The sequence below is a fragment of the Synechococcus sp. BMK-MC-1 genome (assembly GCF_014279955.1).
Taxonomy (GTDB): domain Bacteria; phylum Cyanobacteriota; class Cyanobacteriia; order PCC-6307; family Cyanobiaceae; genus Synechococcus_C.
Genome location: NZ_CP047939.1, coordinates 848,236 through 860,186, shown reverse-complemented (window position 1 = coordinate 860,186; position 11,951 = coordinate 848,236). Strand labels below are relative to the sequence as shown.

The 11,951-nt window shown below is 62.4% G+C and carries 25 protein-coding genes; 13 read left to right on the top strand and 12 right to left on the bottom strand.

Annotated elements, in window-relative coordinates; translation table 11 throughout:
* Positions 1–47 precede the first annotated feature (47 nt).
* Entirely contained in the window at positions 48–413 is a 366-nt protein-coding gene (locus SynBMKMC1_RS04730; RefSeq protein ID WP_186472880.1) for a hypothetical protein, read from the top strand.
* A gap of 26 nt (positions 414–439) precedes the next feature.
* Here SynBMKMC1_RS04730 and SynBMKMC1_RS14620 read toward each other — a convergent pair whose 3' ends face one another.
* The 3 genes from SynBMKMC1_RS14620 to SynBMKMC1_RS04720 all read right to left on the bottom strand — a co-directional run bounded on the left by SynBMKMC1_RS14620 (position 440) and on the right by SynBMKMC1_RS04720 (position 1,361).
* Entirely contained in the window at positions 440–586 is a 147-nt protein-coding gene (locus SynBMKMC1_RS14620) for a hypothetical protein (protein WP_255486303.1), read from the bottom strand.
* On the bottom strand, positions 583–900 hold the full coding sequence (locus SynBMKMC1_RS04725; RefSeq protein WP_255486302.1) for a hypothetical protein: 318 nt from the start codon (positions 898–900) through the stop codon (positions 583–585). The genes SynBMKMC1_RS14620 and SynBMKMC1_RS04725 overlap by 4 nt, the downstream gene beginning before the upstream one ends.
* Before the next feature lie 194 nt (positions 901–1,094).
* Positions 1,095–1,361 carry a hypothetical protein gene (locus SynBMKMC1_RS04720; RefSeq protein WP_186472879.1) on the bottom strand — a complete coding sequence of 89 codons (267 nt, stop codon included), beginning with the start codon at positions 1,359–1,361 and terminating at the stop codon, positions 1,095–1,097.
* A gap of 157 nt (positions 1,362–1,518) precedes the next feature.
* Here SynBMKMC1_RS04720 and SynBMKMC1_RS04715 point away from each other — a divergent pair, with 157 nt between their 5' ends.
* Together SynBMKMC1_RS04715 and SynBMKMC1_RS04710 are read left to right on the top strand one after the other, a co-directional pair.
* The gene (locus SynBMKMC1_RS04715; RefSeq protein WP_011932767.1) at positions 1,519–1,683 is read left to right on the top strand and encodes a hypothetical protein; all 165 of its coding nucleotides are present in this window, start codon (positions 1,519–1,521) and stop codon (positions 1,681–1,683) included.
* Positions 1,684–1,696: 13 nt separating this feature from the next.
* Positions 1,697–2,500, top strand: coding sequence for an alpha/beta fold hydrolase (locus SynBMKMC1_RS04710; RefSeq protein WP_255486301.1), 804 nt, complete (start codon positions 1,697–1,699; stop codon positions 2,498–2,500).
* On the opposite strand, the gene SynBMKMC1_RS04705 is transcribed toward SynBMKMC1_RS04710, so the two are convergent.
* The gene (locus tag SynBMKMC1_RS04705) at positions 2,482–3,252 is read right to left on the bottom strand and encodes a J domain-containing protein (protein ID WP_186472878.1); all 771 of its coding nucleotides are present in this window, start codon (positions 3,250–3,252) and stop codon (positions 2,482–2,484) included. The two genes, SynBMKMC1_RS04710 and SynBMKMC1_RS04705, sit on opposite strands and share 19 nt — an antisense overlap.
* 16 nt (positions 3,253–3,268) lie before the next feature.
* On the bottom strand, positions 3,269–3,934 hold the full coding sequence (locus SynBMKMC1_RS04700; RefSeq protein WP_186472877.1) for an SDR family oxidoreductase: 666 nt from the start codon (positions 3,932–3,934) through the stop codon (positions 3,269–3,271).
* A gap of 88 nt (positions 3,935–4,022) precedes the next feature.
* Between SynBMKMC1_RS04700 and SynBMKMC1_RS04695 the strand changes: the two genes are divergently transcribed.
* A complete protein-coding gene (locus SynBMKMC1_RS04695; RefSeq protein WP_186472876.1) occupies positions 4,023–4,226 on the top strand; it encodes a hypothetical protein in 204 nt (67 codons plus the stop codon).
* A complete protein-coding gene (locus tag SynBMKMC1_RS04690; RefSeq protein ID WP_186472875.1) occupies positions 4,223–5,005 on the top strand; it encodes a PhzF family phenazine biosynthesis protein in 783 nt (260 codons plus the stop codon). The genes SynBMKMC1_RS04695 and SynBMKMC1_RS04690 overlap by 4 nt, the downstream gene beginning before the upstream one ends.
* A gap of 29 nt (positions 5,006–5,034) precedes the next feature.
* On the opposite strand, the gene SynBMKMC1_RS04685 is transcribed toward SynBMKMC1_RS04690, so the two are convergent.
* Positions 5,035–5,211 carry a hypothetical protein gene (locus tag SynBMKMC1_RS04685; protein ID WP_186472874.1) on the bottom strand — a complete coding sequence of 59 codons (177 nt, stop codon included), beginning with the start codon at positions 5,209–5,211 and terminating at the stop codon, positions 5,035–5,037.
* Positions 5,212–5,287: 76 nt separating this feature from the next.
* On the opposite strand from SynBMKMC1_RS04685, the gene SynBMKMC1_RS04680 reads away from it, so the two are divergent.
* Genes SynBMKMC1_RS04680 through SynBMKMC1_RS04670 form a run of 3 tightly spaced genes read left to right on the top strand, consistent with a single transcriptional unit; the run spans position 5,288 to position 7,090 of the window.
* Positions 5,288–5,722, top strand: coding sequence for a secondary thiamine-phosphate synthase enzyme YjbQ (locus SynBMKMC1_RS04680; RefSeq protein WP_186472873.1), 435 nt, complete (start codon positions 5,288–5,290; stop codon positions 5,720–5,722).
* Positions 5,707–6,822: an acyl-CoA dehydrogenase family protein gene (locus SynBMKMC1_RS04675; protein WP_186472872.1), complete on the top strand. Its 1,116-nt coding sequence runs from the start codon at positions 5,707–5,709 to the stop codon at positions 6,820–6,822. The genes SynBMKMC1_RS04680 and SynBMKMC1_RS04675 overlap by 16 nt, the downstream gene beginning before the upstream one ends.
* A 43-nt stretch (positions 6,823–6,865) precedes the next feature.
* Positions 6,866–7,090, top strand: coding sequence for a hypothetical protein (locus SynBMKMC1_RS04670; RefSeq protein WP_186472871.1), 225 nt, complete (start codon positions 6,866–6,868; stop codon positions 7,088–7,090).
* A 6-nt stretch (positions 7,091–7,096) separates the two neighbouring features.
* On the opposite strand, the gene SynBMKMC1_RS04665 is transcribed toward SynBMKMC1_RS04670, so the two are convergent.
* Positions 7,097–7,420, bottom strand: coding sequence for a hypothetical protein (locus SynBMKMC1_RS04665; RefSeq protein ID WP_255486300.1), 324 nt, complete (start codon positions 7,418–7,420; stop codon positions 7,097–7,099).
* A 2-nt stretch (positions 7,421–7,422) separates the two neighbouring features.
* The gene (locus tag SynBMKMC1_RS04660) at positions 7,423–7,674 is read right to left on the bottom strand and encodes a hypothetical protein (RefSeq protein WP_011932756.1); all 252 of its coding nucleotides are present in this window, start codon (positions 7,672–7,674) and stop codon (positions 7,423–7,425) included.
* A gap of 136 nt (positions 7,675–7,810) precedes the next feature.
* Here SynBMKMC1_RS04660 and SynBMKMC1_RS04655 point away from each other — a divergent pair, with 136 nt between their 5' ends.
* The 3 genes from SynBMKMC1_RS04655 to SynBMKMC1_RS04645 all read left to right on the top strand — a co-directional run bounded on the left by SynBMKMC1_RS04655 (position 7,811) and on the right by SynBMKMC1_RS04645 (position 8,702).
* Positions 7,811–7,969, top strand: a complete 159-nt coding sequence (locus SynBMKMC1_RS04655; RefSeq protein WP_011932755.1) for a hypothetical protein — start codon at positions 7,811–7,813, stop codon at positions 7,967–7,969.
* Complete coding sequence (locus SynBMKMC1_RS04650; protein ID WP_186472870.1) at positions 7,966–8,439, top strand: hypothetical protein; 474 nt, start codon at positions 7,966–7,968, stop codon at positions 8,437–8,439. Before SynBMKMC1_RS04655 ends, SynBMKMC1_RS04650 begins: the two co-directional genes overlap by 4 nt.
* Positions 8,440–8,528: 89 nt before the next feature.
* Positions 8,529–8,702: a conjugal transfer protein TrbI gene (locus tag SynBMKMC1_RS04645; protein WP_186472869.1), complete on the top strand. Its 174-nt coding sequence runs from the start codon at positions 8,529–8,531 to the stop codon at positions 8,700–8,702.
* An 11-nt stretch (positions 8,703–8,713) separates the two neighbouring features.
* On the opposite strand, the gene SynBMKMC1_RS04640 is transcribed toward SynBMKMC1_RS04645, so the two are convergent.
* The gene (locus tag SynBMKMC1_RS04640) at positions 8,714–8,965 is read right to left on the bottom strand and encodes a hypothetical protein (protein ID WP_186473507.1); all 252 of its coding nucleotides are present in this window, start codon (positions 8,963–8,965) and stop codon (positions 8,714–8,716) included.
* A gap of 69 nt (positions 8,966–9,034) precedes the next feature.
* Between SynBMKMC1_RS04640 and SynBMKMC1_RS04635 the strand changes: the two genes are divergently transcribed.
* A complete protein-coding gene (locus tag SynBMKMC1_RS04635; RefSeq protein ID WP_370593933.1) occupies positions 9,035–9,202 on the top strand; it encodes a hypothetical protein in 168 nt (55 codons plus the stop codon).
* Positions 9,203–9,217: 15 nt separating this feature from the next.
* Here the strand turns inward: SynBMKMC1_RS04635 and SynBMKMC1_RS04630 are convergent, their stop codons facing one another.
* Entirely contained in the window at positions 9,218–9,739 is a 522-nt protein-coding gene (locus tag SynBMKMC1_RS04630) for a hypothetical protein (RefSeq protein ID WP_186472867.1), read from the bottom strand.
* Between the two features lie 109 nt (positions 9,740–9,848).
* Here SynBMKMC1_RS04630 and SynBMKMC1_RS04625 point away from each other — a divergent pair, with 109 nt between their 5' ends.
* Positions 9,849–11,303: a glycosyl hydrolase family 57 gene (locus tag SynBMKMC1_RS04625; RefSeq protein ID WP_186472866.1), complete on the top strand. Its 1,455-nt coding sequence runs from the start codon at positions 9,849–9,851 to the stop codon at positions 11,301–11,303.
* A gap of 10 nt (positions 11,304–11,313) precedes the next feature.
* On the opposite strand, the gene SynBMKMC1_RS04620 is transcribed toward SynBMKMC1_RS04625, so the two are convergent.
* Both SynBMKMC1_RS04620 and SynBMKMC1_RS04615 read right to left on the bottom strand, forming a co-directional pair.
* Positions 11,314–11,631: a TIGR03894 family protein gene (locus SynBMKMC1_RS04620; protein WP_186472865.1), complete on the bottom strand. Its 318-nt coding sequence runs from the start codon at positions 11,629–11,631 to the stop codon at positions 11,314–11,316.
* 65 nt (positions 11,632–11,696) lie between these two features.
* Positions 11,697–11,861, bottom strand: a complete 165-nt coding sequence (locus tag SynBMKMC1_RS04615; RefSeq protein WP_011932747.1) for a hypothetical protein — start codon at positions 11,859–11,861, stop codon at positions 11,697–11,699.
* Positions 11,862–11,951 lie beyond the last annotated feature (90 nt).

Sequence of the window (11,951 nt, the reverse complement as noted above, 5' to 3'; positions counted from 1 at the left end):
CGGCAGAAGCCGCTACAAAGGCGCAGATCCCTTGCACTGTCAATGCCATGGGGCGATCACCCTTCCTCCCCGCCCTGCTCGGGACCCTGCTGCTCGGCGCAGCCGTGCCTGAACAGGCTCTGGCGAACATCAAGCAGGAATACCAGCGGGCCCACTCCTGCGACTACTTCCAGGCGCCCTTTGTGAGCGATGTGGGGCTGTACAAGGACCAGAAGGTGCGGTTCTGCCTCAGCGCCGATCAGTCGGAACTCATCTACGTGTTGGCGATGGGCACCTCCTGGGTGGTGCCCTTCAACCGCGAATACCGCACCGATGGCGTTCGGCGTTACTACACCCTCGAGAAAGACGACCTGGTGCTTTATCAGAAGGAAGACGGCGTTGTGAAGCGCACGGTGCTCGGCCGCAAGCGCTGACAGAACCGTTCTCCATCAGCAGGCGATCACTGCATCCATTCCGTTGTTGGGAGCCCTTCCACGGACGCCACCATCACCCAAACCACCGTGGGCTGATTGCCCTCGTTCTCCACGTAATGGGGTTCTGACATCCCCTCGATGAAAGCCTCCCCGGGCTTGAACACACTGCTCACTTTGGATCCATCGGGTTCACCCGGGTGTTGAGCAGATCACCGGAATTCTCGCCCTGCACGTACACCAACATCGGTGCGGGGTGGGTATGCAGAGGGATCTTGCCGCCCACCGGAATCTCCACCCGGAACAGACGCAGTTCCGGGTTACCGGCGGGGTACTGCAACGGAGTGCCATTGGGCGATTCACTGCCGCTGAACACCTCCTCGATCTGAACCTCACCAGAGGCAGACGCTGCTTTCTGAGCTTTGCTGGCCGGCTGGGACCCGCCGGTACAACCGCAGACGGCAGCAGCCGTGATCGAACACACAGCCAAGGAGGAAAGCACTCGATGCAGCATCGGTCTGAGCGTGAACAACGGCGCGAGCAGTTTGGATCACAGACCTGAAACACAATCTCGAGCTGGCGTGAACCAACAGCGCCGCCTTTGCCGCGCACGTGTCGAATCCTCCGGTTCAGAAGTAACTAAAGAACCAAACCCAACTGGGATACAGCCGGGTGTAATTGAACTCAGCGTGCCAACTGAAACCCAGCTCCGGGCTTCACGGGCACACCACCGTTGCAGAAATTGGAAGCGAACACCTCCTTGTCCTGAATCGTCCAATCAGGCTTATTGGCTTCATACCAGGCCAGGCTGTCGGTGTAGCAGGTGTTCCAACGAGTGGATTGTTCGGCAATCGGCCGCAACGACAGTGCAATCGACACCGAACTGGCTGTGGCGATCAGGCCCAGCACCGGGAACAGATGGGCATTGATCATGTCGCGGGCGTTGGACATCACGAATCGAAGCGATGCAGTCATTGTGAACGGAATCGCCTGCATCCGATCAAGCCCAACCTGGAGATTTTTCGTTCCCAGAAGTGATGTCGAAATGAAATTTCCTCGGAGAAAGGATCAGGCCAACACGTAAACCGGTTCCATTCGCATCAAGCCCATGGCGTTTGTCAGCCGCATCTGCGCCACCTCCCGTGGATCCACCATCGATGCTGTCGGCAATGGTCGTTACCGCGTCTGCGACCGCGACTCCCATTGCGCGGAAGTGAACGGTCTCTGGCAGGCCTACGAAACCCTGCGCCAGCAGGAGCAGCGCCCTGGCTAGCACCACCCCGCTGTTGCTGATCCACCCCATTGGCGTCGGGCTCTCCAGCCGCTTCTGGGACCGGTTCATCCAGCACTGGAGAACCCTGGAGCCGGAACGCACGCTCCTGGCCCCCGATCTCCTTGGTTGCGGCAAGGCTCCCTGCCCGCTGCAGCCACTCACCCCTCACGATTGGGCGCAACCGCTGATCACCAGCCTGAGGAACCGCGGAGCTGAGCCCGTTGTGCTCATCTCCCAGGGGGCATCCCTGCCCATTGCCCTGGCTCTCCAGGACCAAGCGCCTGAGTTGGTGGCTGCGCTGGTGGCCATCAGCCCACCGGGCTGGCGCGTGCTGTCGGAACCGTTCCCGCAGAAGCGAGCCCAGCAGCTGTGGACGCTGCTGTTCCGTGGTCCGCTAGGCGATTTGTTCTATCGCTATGCCCGCCGCCGCGGTTTCCTCGCCTCCTTCTCGCGCAAGAACCTCTTCGCGGAGCCGGACGCGGTCGACGACGAATGGTTGGAGACGTTGCAGACCGGCGCGCGAGCCATGGAGACCCGTTGGGCCGTGTTCTCCTTTCTGGCGGGTTTCTGGCGACGCAACTGGGAGCCCCAGTTCACAGGCCTCACCATTCCAGTGCAGGTGGTGTTCGGCCAATCAGCCACAGGCATCGGCCGTTCCCGCAGCTGGGACGATGTCGCAGAACGCCTGGACACCTACCGCCGCAAGCTTCCAAACGCGGCCATCGCCACGCTCGATGGCCGCAACGTGTTGCCCTACGAATCCAGTGCCGCTTGCGTGGCCTGCGTGCACAGCTGGCTTCAGTCCACCAGCTGCTGATAGGCCTCAGTCACACGGCGAAAAGCACTCGCCGATCCACCCACATCTGGATGATGGCGCTTCACCAGGCGACGGAAGGCCTGCTTGATCTGCTCCTGGGTTGCACCCACCCTTAAGCCCAACACCGCCAGCGCCGCCTCCTCTGCGCTCCCTGAAGCAGCTGCAGGTTCGCGATCCGTTGTGCGCCGGTCACTGCGGGTGCGCCGGGTCTGGCGACGACTGGCCTGGGTCTGGCGCTGACGAAGCTCGCTCACAACCCGGGCCGGATCCTCATCAAGCCATTCGCTGGCGCGCACGCCATAGAGCGCGAAAGCAGCCATCACGGCAACCGTTTTTTTGGTTGTTCTGGGTCCGACTGCAGCGAGCAGATCGGTCCCCAAGCCGCTTACCAACCGATCCAATCGCTGCTGCAGGCTCAGCCGAGACGGAAAACCATTGCGATTGAGCTGGTCGATCAGCCCCTCAAGAGCACTCTGACGCAGCTGACTCCATCCCGGCTGCCTGGCCAAGGCCACACTCCAGGCTTGAACCTGCTCCGCAGTGATGCGTGCAGGGGCCTGGGCAGAGGGCTGCTGCCACTGGGCACGACGCACGCGCTCGAGCTCCTGCTGCAGACGCTTCACTTCACGGCGCAGGGCATCATTCTCGCGGAGAAGTGCCTCCACATTGCTGGTCACCCGCTGACCAGACGCTGAGCTCTGCCAGGACGTCGTCGCACGCTGCGGCGACCAGTGGCGCGGATCGAACCCCATCAACGGCGCTCCCTGCTCACCAAGGAAGCACCTCACCATTGGCGTGCCAGAAGGTGCCGCTGCTGTCGAGATTGAGCGCATCCATGCGCGCGAGCAAACCGCTCACGGCTTGCTCCGGACTGATGCCCTTGGGATTGAAGCCGATCATGCGCGTGCTCACCAGCCCTGGATGCAGGATGGCCACGGCGATGCCCCGCGATCGCAGGTCATGGGCCAACGACTTGCCAGCGCTGTTGAGCGCCGCCTTCGACATGCGGTAGCCGTAGGAGCCACCGGAGGTGTTGTCGTCGATGGAGGCCATGCGGCTGCTCATCAACGCCAGCTTGCCGCCACTGGGAATCTGTGTCACCAGCGCCCGCACCAGCCGCAGCGGGGCGAGAGCATTCACCTCGAACTGACGGCGGATGGAGGCCTCATCCAGCAGATCGAAGCCGATCGACTCCAGGATTCCGGCATTGAGAATCACCCAGTGCAGAGGCAGGCCATCAAGACGGCCAGTCAACTCCGCGGGCATCCCTGGGTCCGCCTGATCCAAACCGGCCTCGATGCGCACACCAAGAGCCTGCAGCTCCGGGGAAGTCTCCCGGCACACGGCAATCACATCGAAGCCACGGTCACGCAACTGACGGCAGTACTCCAGGCCGATGCCGCGATTGGATCCTGTCACGAGAACCGTTGCCATCAAACCGCTGCAGCCAAGCCACATCCTGCCCATGCAGCGGCCCCATCGCCTCAGGAGGCTTTGAATGGCGCCAGCGAGGCCTGGATTAATGACCGTTGAACCACCTGCCCGACCTCCGCTGCTCAAGCTGCTGCTGCGGGTCTTACGCATTGCCGCCAGCACCGCAGCTCTGGTGGAGGCGCTGCGCAATGACTGGCTGGGTGCAGGCCTGGCAGCAATGGCCTGGCTGGTGTTCATCCAGGTGGAACGGTCCCGGGCTGCAAGCAACACAGAGGAGCCGCGCGAGCCATGAGCACCCGGATTGCGATCGAGCAACTGGCCGCCTTCGCGGAGGCGCCGTTTGAGGGCAATCCCGCCGCCGTGTGTTGCCTGGACGCCTGGCTGCCAGACGCGCTGATGCAGGCGATCGCCACGGAAAACAACCTCTCGGAAACAGCGTTTCTTGTTGGCGGTGGGGGACGTTATCAACTTCGCTGGTTCACCCCCACCTGTGAGGTGGATCTCTGCGGCCACGCCACCCTGGCGGCGGCCGCTGTGGTGTTCCGCCAGGAGCCGCAGCGGGACACCTTGCTGTTTCAATCCCGCAGTGGTCCCCTCCGCGTTCAGCGCGAGGGCGACCGAATCTGCCTCGATTTTCCGGTGCAGCGGGCCCACCCTTGCCTGCCACCAGCAGGGCTGGGGGAAGCCATCGGCGCCACTCCCCAGAGCTGTCTGCAGGGGGTGGATCTGATCGCCGTGTTCGCCGATGAGGACACGATTCGCAGCCTGCATCCAGATCTGGAGCGCGTGGCCGCCCTCCCGGGCCGAGGCTTGATCGTTACCGCACCAGGCCAACACGTGGACGTGGTGAGTCGATTCTTCGCTCCGGGGTGCGGCATTCCGGAAGACCCCGTGACCGGGTCCGCGCACTGCAGCCTCACCCCTTACTGGTGCGAAACACTCGACAAGACCGTGCTCTCCGCCCGGCAGCTCTCCGCCCGCGGCGGCTCGCTGTGCTGCACGCTGCAGGGTGAGCGGGTGCTGATCAGCGGGCGGGTGATTCCCTACCTGAGCGGCACCATCCAGGTGTGACACCTCACCTGCCTTGAAGCATCACGCCATCAGCGGCGGTTCATCCAGCTCCAACCAAACCAGAGGATCAAGGCCAACAACACCCAAGGCAAAAGCGCCCGCAGCAGGATCGCCGCCAGGAACAGCACCAGCACGCTCACCGCTGCGCGCTTCACAAGCGCCTTGCTCTCCTCGGTCATGTACTGCCAGCGGGGAAGAAGGGCCATGGGTCCTGTTCATTGCTCGCATTCTTAGCCCCCCTGAACCAAAGACGAAGCATCGATTCACAGGCAACATGAATTCATGACCTCCCAGCTCCTCCACCTCAGCACTGAGGCCCCCTTCCAGTGCCTATCACTGACTGGCGAATTGCAGCGATTTGTTCAGGTGCATGGCGAACGCGATGGAGCCGTTGTGGTGTCAACGCAACACACCACCATCGCCGTGATCGTGAACGAACTGGAGGAGAGGCTCCTGTTGGATCTGCAGCAATGGCTGCGGCAGCTGGCACCCCCCACTGCCGCTTGGAAACACAACGACCTGGAGCTGCGCCCTGGGATTCCCGACGATGAACCGCGGAACTCCCATGCCCACCTGCAGGCCCTGCTGCTCGGCCATCAAACAACGGTGGCGGTGAGCAATGGAGCCCTGCAGCTGGGGCGCTACCAGGACGTGATCCTGGTGGAACTCGATGGTCCACGCCAACGCAGGGTGTCACTGCAGTGGCTTTCCGCTTGATGCAGGGCCTTGATCCTCTCGGCCCGCACGCACCGGATGCCGCCGCCAGCGCGGAGGAGAACGCCGTGCTCTCAACCATCACGGCCGCGGCCGCCGACCACGAACGCCGCGGCGTGCCCCGTTCTGTGCTGGATCAGCTCAGTGCCATCGGCTGGCTGGGGCCAGTGGCGCCAGCTCCGCAGCAGCGGGAACGGGCGGAGCGGCTGGCCATGGCCGACACAGCCGTGTGGTTTTGCTGGTCGCAACACCAGTCGCCCCTACGCTTACTGCAGGTCTCGACAAACGAAACGCTCAAAGAGCGCTGGCTGGATCGCCTGGCCACGGGGACAGCCGTTGGTGCCACAGCCTTTGCACACCTGCGCCGTCCAGGCCCCGCCAACCCCGTGGCCTCCGTGTGCAGCGATGGTTGGGAGCTGCAGGGCCAGCTCGACTGGATCACCGGTTGGGATCTGGCCGATGCAGTGGCCCTGCAAGTGCGCACCGGCCAGGATCCCGAGGCTTCCGTTCTGGCACTCCTGCTCGACAAGCAGGCCCAGGCCTCCCTGCCCAGGGGGCTGACCGCGGAACCCCCACTGCAGCTAATGGCCATGGGCGGCACCTGGAGTCGACCGGTTCACTTGGATCACTGCCCGATCCCGGCGTCCTGGGTGCTGGGAACCACGCCGATCGCTGCGTGGACAAAGGCCGATCAGGCCCGCACGCGCTTGGCCAACCCAGCCGCCTTCGGTCTGATCCGGGCTGCTCTCGGCGATCTGCTGATGCAGGGCCAACGTCGCCGGGCGGAGGGATGGATCACCACGGCGCAGACCTTGGGGGAGGAGGCCTCAGAGCTGCGCAGGCGTTGCTACATCGCCGCCGACCATCCAGACAGCCTCAGCGACAAGGCGCACCACAACCTGCGTGCTGCAGCCCTGGCGATGGCGGAGCGCTGCTGTCGCGCAGCCTTGGTGAGCCACGCAGGTGGTGCCCTCCGCGATGGCCACCCCAGCGGCCGGCGCCTGCGTGAGGCTTTGTTTCTTCAGTTGCAGGCCCTGATCACCCCGGTTCAGGACCGCTTGATCACAGGCCAAGGGACTTCAGATCAATTCCAGCCAAACTGAAACAAGCCCTGATCGCTGTCGACCACCTGTGAGGCTTGTCTCGATGGCACCGGTTCTGAACACCACAAACGGCAGCGCTGTGGAAGAAGCCGTGGACCGGCTGTCATCCAGCGTGTTTCCCCAGGCCACCCTGGGGCAGTTGCTCGCCACGCTCTTGCTCGTGGGTGTGCTTGCGCTTGTGGTGGGTGTACCCATCGCCAGGAAACGCCAGCACGTGAGGCGATTCGAGCAGCGAATTCGCGAACGCGAGGATTCGCCGGAGTCGTGAGGGGCTTCAGCCGTTCGTGCAGTGGATCACGGGGCCGGAGACCGGATCGGTGACGCCCAGTTCTGGGGTCAGCTCCGCAAGCAGATCCCTGACTGAATTCAGGTGCTCAATCATCTCCGGCCGTGCCGCGACAAGAGCCTCTTTACTGTCCCAGAGAGCCACGAAGCAGAAGGCGCGCTCACCTGTACGTGCCAGGTAGCGCTGACGCATTCCACTGGGGGAAGCCCAGGCCTCCACAGCATCGAGGGAGCGCTGTTCGCACCCCTGCTTCACCACGGCGCGAACACACTTAAGAAAGTCCGCTATGGGATTGGAGTCTGCAGCCCGCATCCTCAAAGCATTTGCCCTCGACGGCGACCCAGCGGCTCGATCCAGTGATCACGAACGACGCGGTGCTGGAGCAAGCGGCCTGACACCCGGCACCCCAGGTTCACGATCCCCTCATCCACGAGCCGACCCAGGCGCACGGCGGCAGCCTCTTCCGTGCGGGAGAACCCCTGTTGATGCGCAGTGAGCCACTGCATCTCATCTTCCGTAATCACCCCCGTGGACAGGGATTCAAGGAAAAGCTCGCCGACGGTCATCGCTGCAATGTAACGAATTTGTTACATCCTGGCAGGCGCCGAAGCGCACTGCGGAAACAGCCTCACTTTTGGCAGCGAACGCAACAACCAACGTTCGTGAACTTTTTTTAAGGTGGGGGCAACCGAGCGCTGTTCCATGCAGCTGTCCCTCAGCCAAAAATTCGAGGTCGAGTCGCTCAAGCGCACCATCGACGCCACCGACAACGTTCAAGAGTTGCGCTCCCTCGCTCGCGAGCTGGCCGACCTCTACATGCGCCAGCGCGCCGCTACCGCCTGGGTGATCGCAGAGCAATGAAACGACGCAACTGGCACAGCCTCTTCAGCCAACTTCCCGACACCGAGCTTGAAAAGCTCGCGGTTCTCCGCTTGCTCGAGTGCAGCAATGGGGTGATTCAGCATCAATTCCGCGATGGCCACGACGATGCCCTTTCCCCCGAGGAAACGCGCGCAGCCATGGCCTTTTCGATGCACTGCATCAAAACCATGGAAATCCCCCTTGGCGATGAGGTCATCCGCTTCAACGAAGAAACGGCCAACCTCTTCCAGGACGTCCGCACGCTGTACGTGAACGGCATGAAGCGCAATGACCCGGCGGCACGGGAAGAATTTTTCCTTGCATCCAGCGCCAACCTCCAGGCCATTGGCCTGGCCCGGCTCGAGCAGGCCAAACGCCGCCTCTTCAACGACTGCTACGAACTGCCCGTGCACACCCTCGACTGGGGCCTGGACTACATCAAGGGCTTTCTTGCCTCCAGCCGCCGCTGAACCCAGCAATCCGGATGTACGGATCCCCCCTTGCAGCCCCATTTCAGGAGGCGTAAGACGGAATTATCCCTTTCCTCAGGAGTCACGCGATGGCACCGTTAACAACTCCCTGCGCATGCCCCGATTGCGTCTGCACCGTGTCCGAAGGTGACGCTGTTCTCCGCGATGGCCGTGCATTCTGCTCAGAGGCCTGCGCCAGCGGACACAAAAACCAGGAACCCTGCCACGGCAACGGGTCCTGCGGATGCACCTGCAACACCTGATTCAGCTCCCTTCAGAGCTCAAACACGGTGCCGAGCAGCTCGGCCGGATGTGCGAATCGCTCGTCCCGGCTGAGTTCAAGCTGCACCAGCATCACGGCATGAGCAAGAAAGCGCAGCGCCGAGAGCAGCGCGAGGCCAAAACAAAGCGGGCAGTGAAGGATTCCCATGGAACGAGCATCGGCCCCTTCTGAAGCGACAGCTCCATTGCTTTCCATTTCTCGACCAAAACCCTCACCCTGGCTAGTACAGATGTACTGCGCCATCGAGTGATGGAGTCCTGGAGTGTTCTCAGCGTCGACGATTTGCAGCCCAGTCGCGGGTCAAGCGTTTGCATGACGTGCCAACACTTCCGCTACGGCTCTGACCAGCAGGGACGCACACTGCTGGGCTGCGAACGGCAACATCAGCAACTTCCCCAGGGCTCACACCTCACCCACCACTGCCTGCAATGGGCTCCCAGCTGGCATCGCCAGGCTGGCTGGGCACCGGAAGTGGCCTAAACGTTGCCCTCCAGCTCAAACCCCGAAGGCAACCGTGCAGACCGCATTCACCAATTGCTCCTCTCCGCGACTCTCCGGGGGATGGCCATTGAGCGTTCCGCTGCTGCAGTCGGCTCGCATTGGAGCACCATCCACCTTGAAGGTGATCACATTGCCGTCAGCGCGAACGCTGTCGTAATTCAGCGCATATGAACTATCGGGCACAGCGATCGTTGGGCTGCTGGCCTCGAAGGCACGACTCACCAGGCCACCAATCACAGCAGCACCAGCAAGCGCGCCGAAGGAATTCCAACTCCAACGGTTGGCATACCCGGGGCCATACCAACGCCCGTGATGGCCGTACCAGTAGCCGTTGCTGTAGCGGTGGTGGTAGTGGTAATCGCGACTACCGCCGTGATGATGGCCCCCGCCGTGATGATGGCCCCCGCCGTGATGATGGCCCCCGCCGTGATGGTGGTGACCCGCCAAGCCATGGCGCGTGGCCACACCCTGCAGGCCCAGCAGGCTGACCAGGAACAGCATTGACCCGAACCGCATCCCGTGCATTGGTTGACGTTCTCCCATTGCCTTCAATGGAGGGTTAGCAATGGAATGCACACTAAGCACCGCCTGAACGATCGAGATCCGCACCCAGCAGCCAAGCGCCATGGACCCACACCAATTCCCCCCAATCGCCGGGCGAGAACAGGCCATCCAGTCCCTCAGGCTGAATCGTCCCAGGCGATGGATGGCATTGCCGAACAGCACGCTGGACAACCAGCAGGCCGCTTTCGCTTGTGCCCTGCACATGCATCAGCCCACCGTGCCAGCAGGAGTGAATGGGGCGCTGATCTCCCACCTCCAGTACATGTTCGATCGTCCAGGAGAGGGGGACAATCACAACGCCGAGCCTTTCGCCCAGTGCTACCGGCGCATGGCGACCCTGATCCCCGATCTGATCAACGAGGGCTGCAACCCCAAAATCATGCTGGATTACTCCGGCAATCTGCTCTGGGGTGTGGTGCAGATGGGCCGTGATGACGTCACAGAGGCCTTGCGCTACCTCGCCTGTGATCAGCAGATGCAAAACCATGTGGAGTGGCTCGGCACGTTCTGGAGCCATGCCGTGGCACCCTCCACCCCGATCCCTGATCTCGCCTTGCAGATCAGTGCCTGGCACCATCAATTCGCTGACCTTTTCGGCGACGAAGCGTTGCAGCGCGTGCAGGGGTTCTCCCTTCCGGAGATGCACCTCCCCAATCACCCCGACACCCTGTTTGCTCTGGTGAAGGCGTTGAAGGACTCCGGTTATCGCTGGATGTTGGTGCAGGAGCACAGCGTGGAGCGATGCGACGGAACCCCCCTCGCGAGTGCCCAGCGGTACCTCCCCAATCAGCTCATGGCCAGGAACTCCCGCGGCGATGAGGTCAGCATCACGGTGCTGATCAAAACCCAGGGATCCGACACCAAGCTGGTGGGCCAGATGCAACCGTGTTATGAGGCGATGGGTCTGGAAGCGCAGCAGCTCCATGGCAGAACCGTGCCATCACTGGTGAGCCAGATCGCCGATGGAGAGAATGGCGGCGTGATGATGAACGAGTTTCCTGAGGCGTTCCGTCAGGCCAACCGCCGCGTTCGGGATGGGGAAGGCAACGTCGCAGCGCTCAATGGCTCCGAGTATCTGGCGCATCTCGAATCCATCGGGGTGGAAGAGCGCCACTTTCCCCGGATTCAGGCTGTGCACCAGCACAGAGTGTGGGAGGACGTGGGTGATGCGCTTCACCCGGACGCCATCACCGCAGCAATCGAGAAACTCACATCCCTTGGGGATGGGTTTTCGATGCAGGGTGCCTCCTGGACCAACAATCTCAGCTGGGTGGATGGCTACAGCAATGTGCTGGATCCGATGCAGGCCTTGAGCGCACGCTTCCATCAGCACTTCGACGCGGCCGTTGCTGCGGATCCATCGGTGACCGCCAGTTCTGCCTATCAACAGGCCTTACTGCACGTGTTGCTGCTGGAAACCAGTTGCTTCCGCTACTGGGGCCAGGGCCAATGGACCGAATTCGCCCAGGCCATCAACCGCCGGGGCGAAGCCTCACTGGCTTCGATGCCTGAATGACCTCAAGGGCTCAGCTCCCGGACCGGGATCGACGTCGCACCACCCGACGCCCGTCCGGTGTCTGCTCGATGTCGGCACCAGCCTTGGCAGCCGTGCTCTCCTCCTTGACGGTGACATCCTGCCCTTCGGGCTCACTGTCAGGGGGCTCCTGTTCGGCAATCAGCCCCACCACCACCGCAGCCTGAATCTGATCACTGAGATCCCCGATCACCATCAACGCCTTGAGGGTGAGTTCCAGGCGTGATTCCCGTGGCAGACCTGGGCGCAGCTTCTTCACTGAGCTCCAGAGCTCAAGCGCCACTTCTCTGAGGAGTTCCTTGTCTGCCATTCCAGGGACGTGCGATCCGATTGATGTAATGAGGTCAACCTACCGTTCAGAGTGCAATGGCCCCCTCAGCGCATGGAGTAGGTCGGCTCAACCCGCGTCACGACCGCACCAGGGCAGAGATCGCGGGCTGCGCGCTGGGCTTGCACGGGGTCTTCCGCTTCCAGCCTGATAATCATTGGGCCGTGCATGGCACCGCCGTAACGGCGTAGATGAACTTCGTAGTCAGTCATGGGGAGCTCCCGAACAATGAGGGGATCGGCGCGTCCCCCGTGGCTTGAGCCTCGATCGTCCCTACAAAAACGGCACTGAAAAGTGGCTGA

Bases quoted from the DNA above. Each gene is read 5' to 3' on its own strand.
- SynBMKMC1_RS04730 (WP_186472880.1), top strand. From the start codon at position 48: ATGGGGCGATCACCCTTCCTCCCCGCCCTGCTCGGGACCCTGCTGCTC.
- SynBMKMC1_RS04720 (WP_186472879.1), bottom strand. From the start codon at position 1,361: ATGTCCAACGCCCGCGACATGATCAATGCCCATCTGTTCCCGGTGCTG.
- SynBMKMC1_RS04715 (WP_011932767.1), top strand. From the start codon at position 1,519: ATGGCGTTTGTCAGCCGCATCTGCGCCACCTCCCGTGGATCCACCATC.
- SynBMKMC1_RS04705 (WP_186472878.1), bottom strand. From the start codon at position 3,252: ATGGGGTTCGATCCGCGCCACTGGTCGCCGCAGCGTGCGACGACGTCC.
- SynBMKMC1_RS04700 (WP_186472877.1), bottom strand. From the start codon at position 3,934: ATGGCAACGGTTCTCGTGACAGGATCCAATCGCGGCATCGGCCTGGAG.
- SynBMKMC1_RS04695 (WP_186472876.1), top strand. From the start codon at position 4,023: ATGACCGTTGAACCACCTGCCCGACCTCCGCTGCTCAAGCTGCTGCTG.
- SynBMKMC1_RS04690 (WP_186472875.1), top strand. From the start codon at position 4,223: ATGAGCACCCGGATTGCGATCGAGCAACTGGCCGCCTTCGCGGAGGCG.
- SynBMKMC1_RS04685 (WP_186472874.1), bottom strand. From the start codon at position 5,211: ATGGCCCTTCTTCCCCGCTGGCAGTACATGACCGAGGAGAGCAAGGCG.
- SynBMKMC1_RS04680 (WP_186472873.1), top strand. From the start codon at position 5,288: ATGACCTCCCAGCTCCTCCACCTCAGCACTGAGGCCCCCTTCCAGTGC.
- SynBMKMC1_RS04670 (WP_186472871.1), top strand. From the start codon at position 6,866: ATGGCACCGGTTCTGAACACCACAAACGGCAGCGCTGTGGAAGAAGCC.
- SynBMKMC1_RS04665 (WP_255486300.1), bottom strand. From the start codon at position 7,420: ATGCGGGCTGCAGACTCCAATCCCATAGCGGACTTTCTTAAGTGTGTT.
- SynBMKMC1_RS04660 (WP_011932756.1), bottom strand. From the start codon at position 7,674: ATGACCGTCGGCGAGCTTTTCCTTGAATCCCTGTCCACGGGGGTGATT.
- SynBMKMC1_RS04655 (WP_011932755.1), top strand. From the start codon at position 7,811: ATGCAGCTGTCCCTCAGCCAAAAATTCGAGGTCGAGTCGCTCAAGCGC.
- SynBMKMC1_RS04650 (WP_186472870.1), top strand. From the start codon at position 7,966: ATGAAACGACGCAACTGGCACAGCCTCTTCAGCCAACTTCCCGACACC.
- SynBMKMC1_RS04645 (WP_186472869.1), top strand. From the start codon at position 8,529: ATGGCACCGTTAACAACTCCCTGCGCATGCCCCGATTGCGTCTGCACC.
- SynBMKMC1_RS04640 (WP_186473507.1), bottom strand. From the start codon at position 8,965: ATGGCGCAGTACATCTGTACTAGCCAGGGTGAGGGTTTTGGTCGAGAA.
- SynBMKMC1_RS04635 (WP_370593933.1), top strand. From the start codon at position 9,035: ATGACGTGCCAACACTTCCGCTACGGCTCTGACCAGCAGGGACGCACA.
- SynBMKMC1_RS04630 (WP_186472867.1), bottom strand. From the start codon at position 9,739: ATGCGGTTCGGGTCAATGCTGTTCCTGGTCAGCCTGCTGGGCCTGCAG.
- SynBMKMC1_RS04625 (WP_186472866.1), top strand. From the start codon at position 9,849: ATGGACCCACACCAATTCCCCCCAATCGCCGGGCGAGAACAGGCCATC.
- SynBMKMC1_RS04620 (WP_186472865.1), bottom strand. From the start codon at position 11,631: ATGGCAGACAAGGAACTCCTCAGAGAAGTGGCGCTTGAGCTCTGGAGC.
- SynBMKMC1_RS04615 (WP_011932747.1), bottom strand. From the start codon at position 11,861: ATGACTGACTACGAAGTTCATCTACGCCGTTACGGCGGTGCCATGCAC.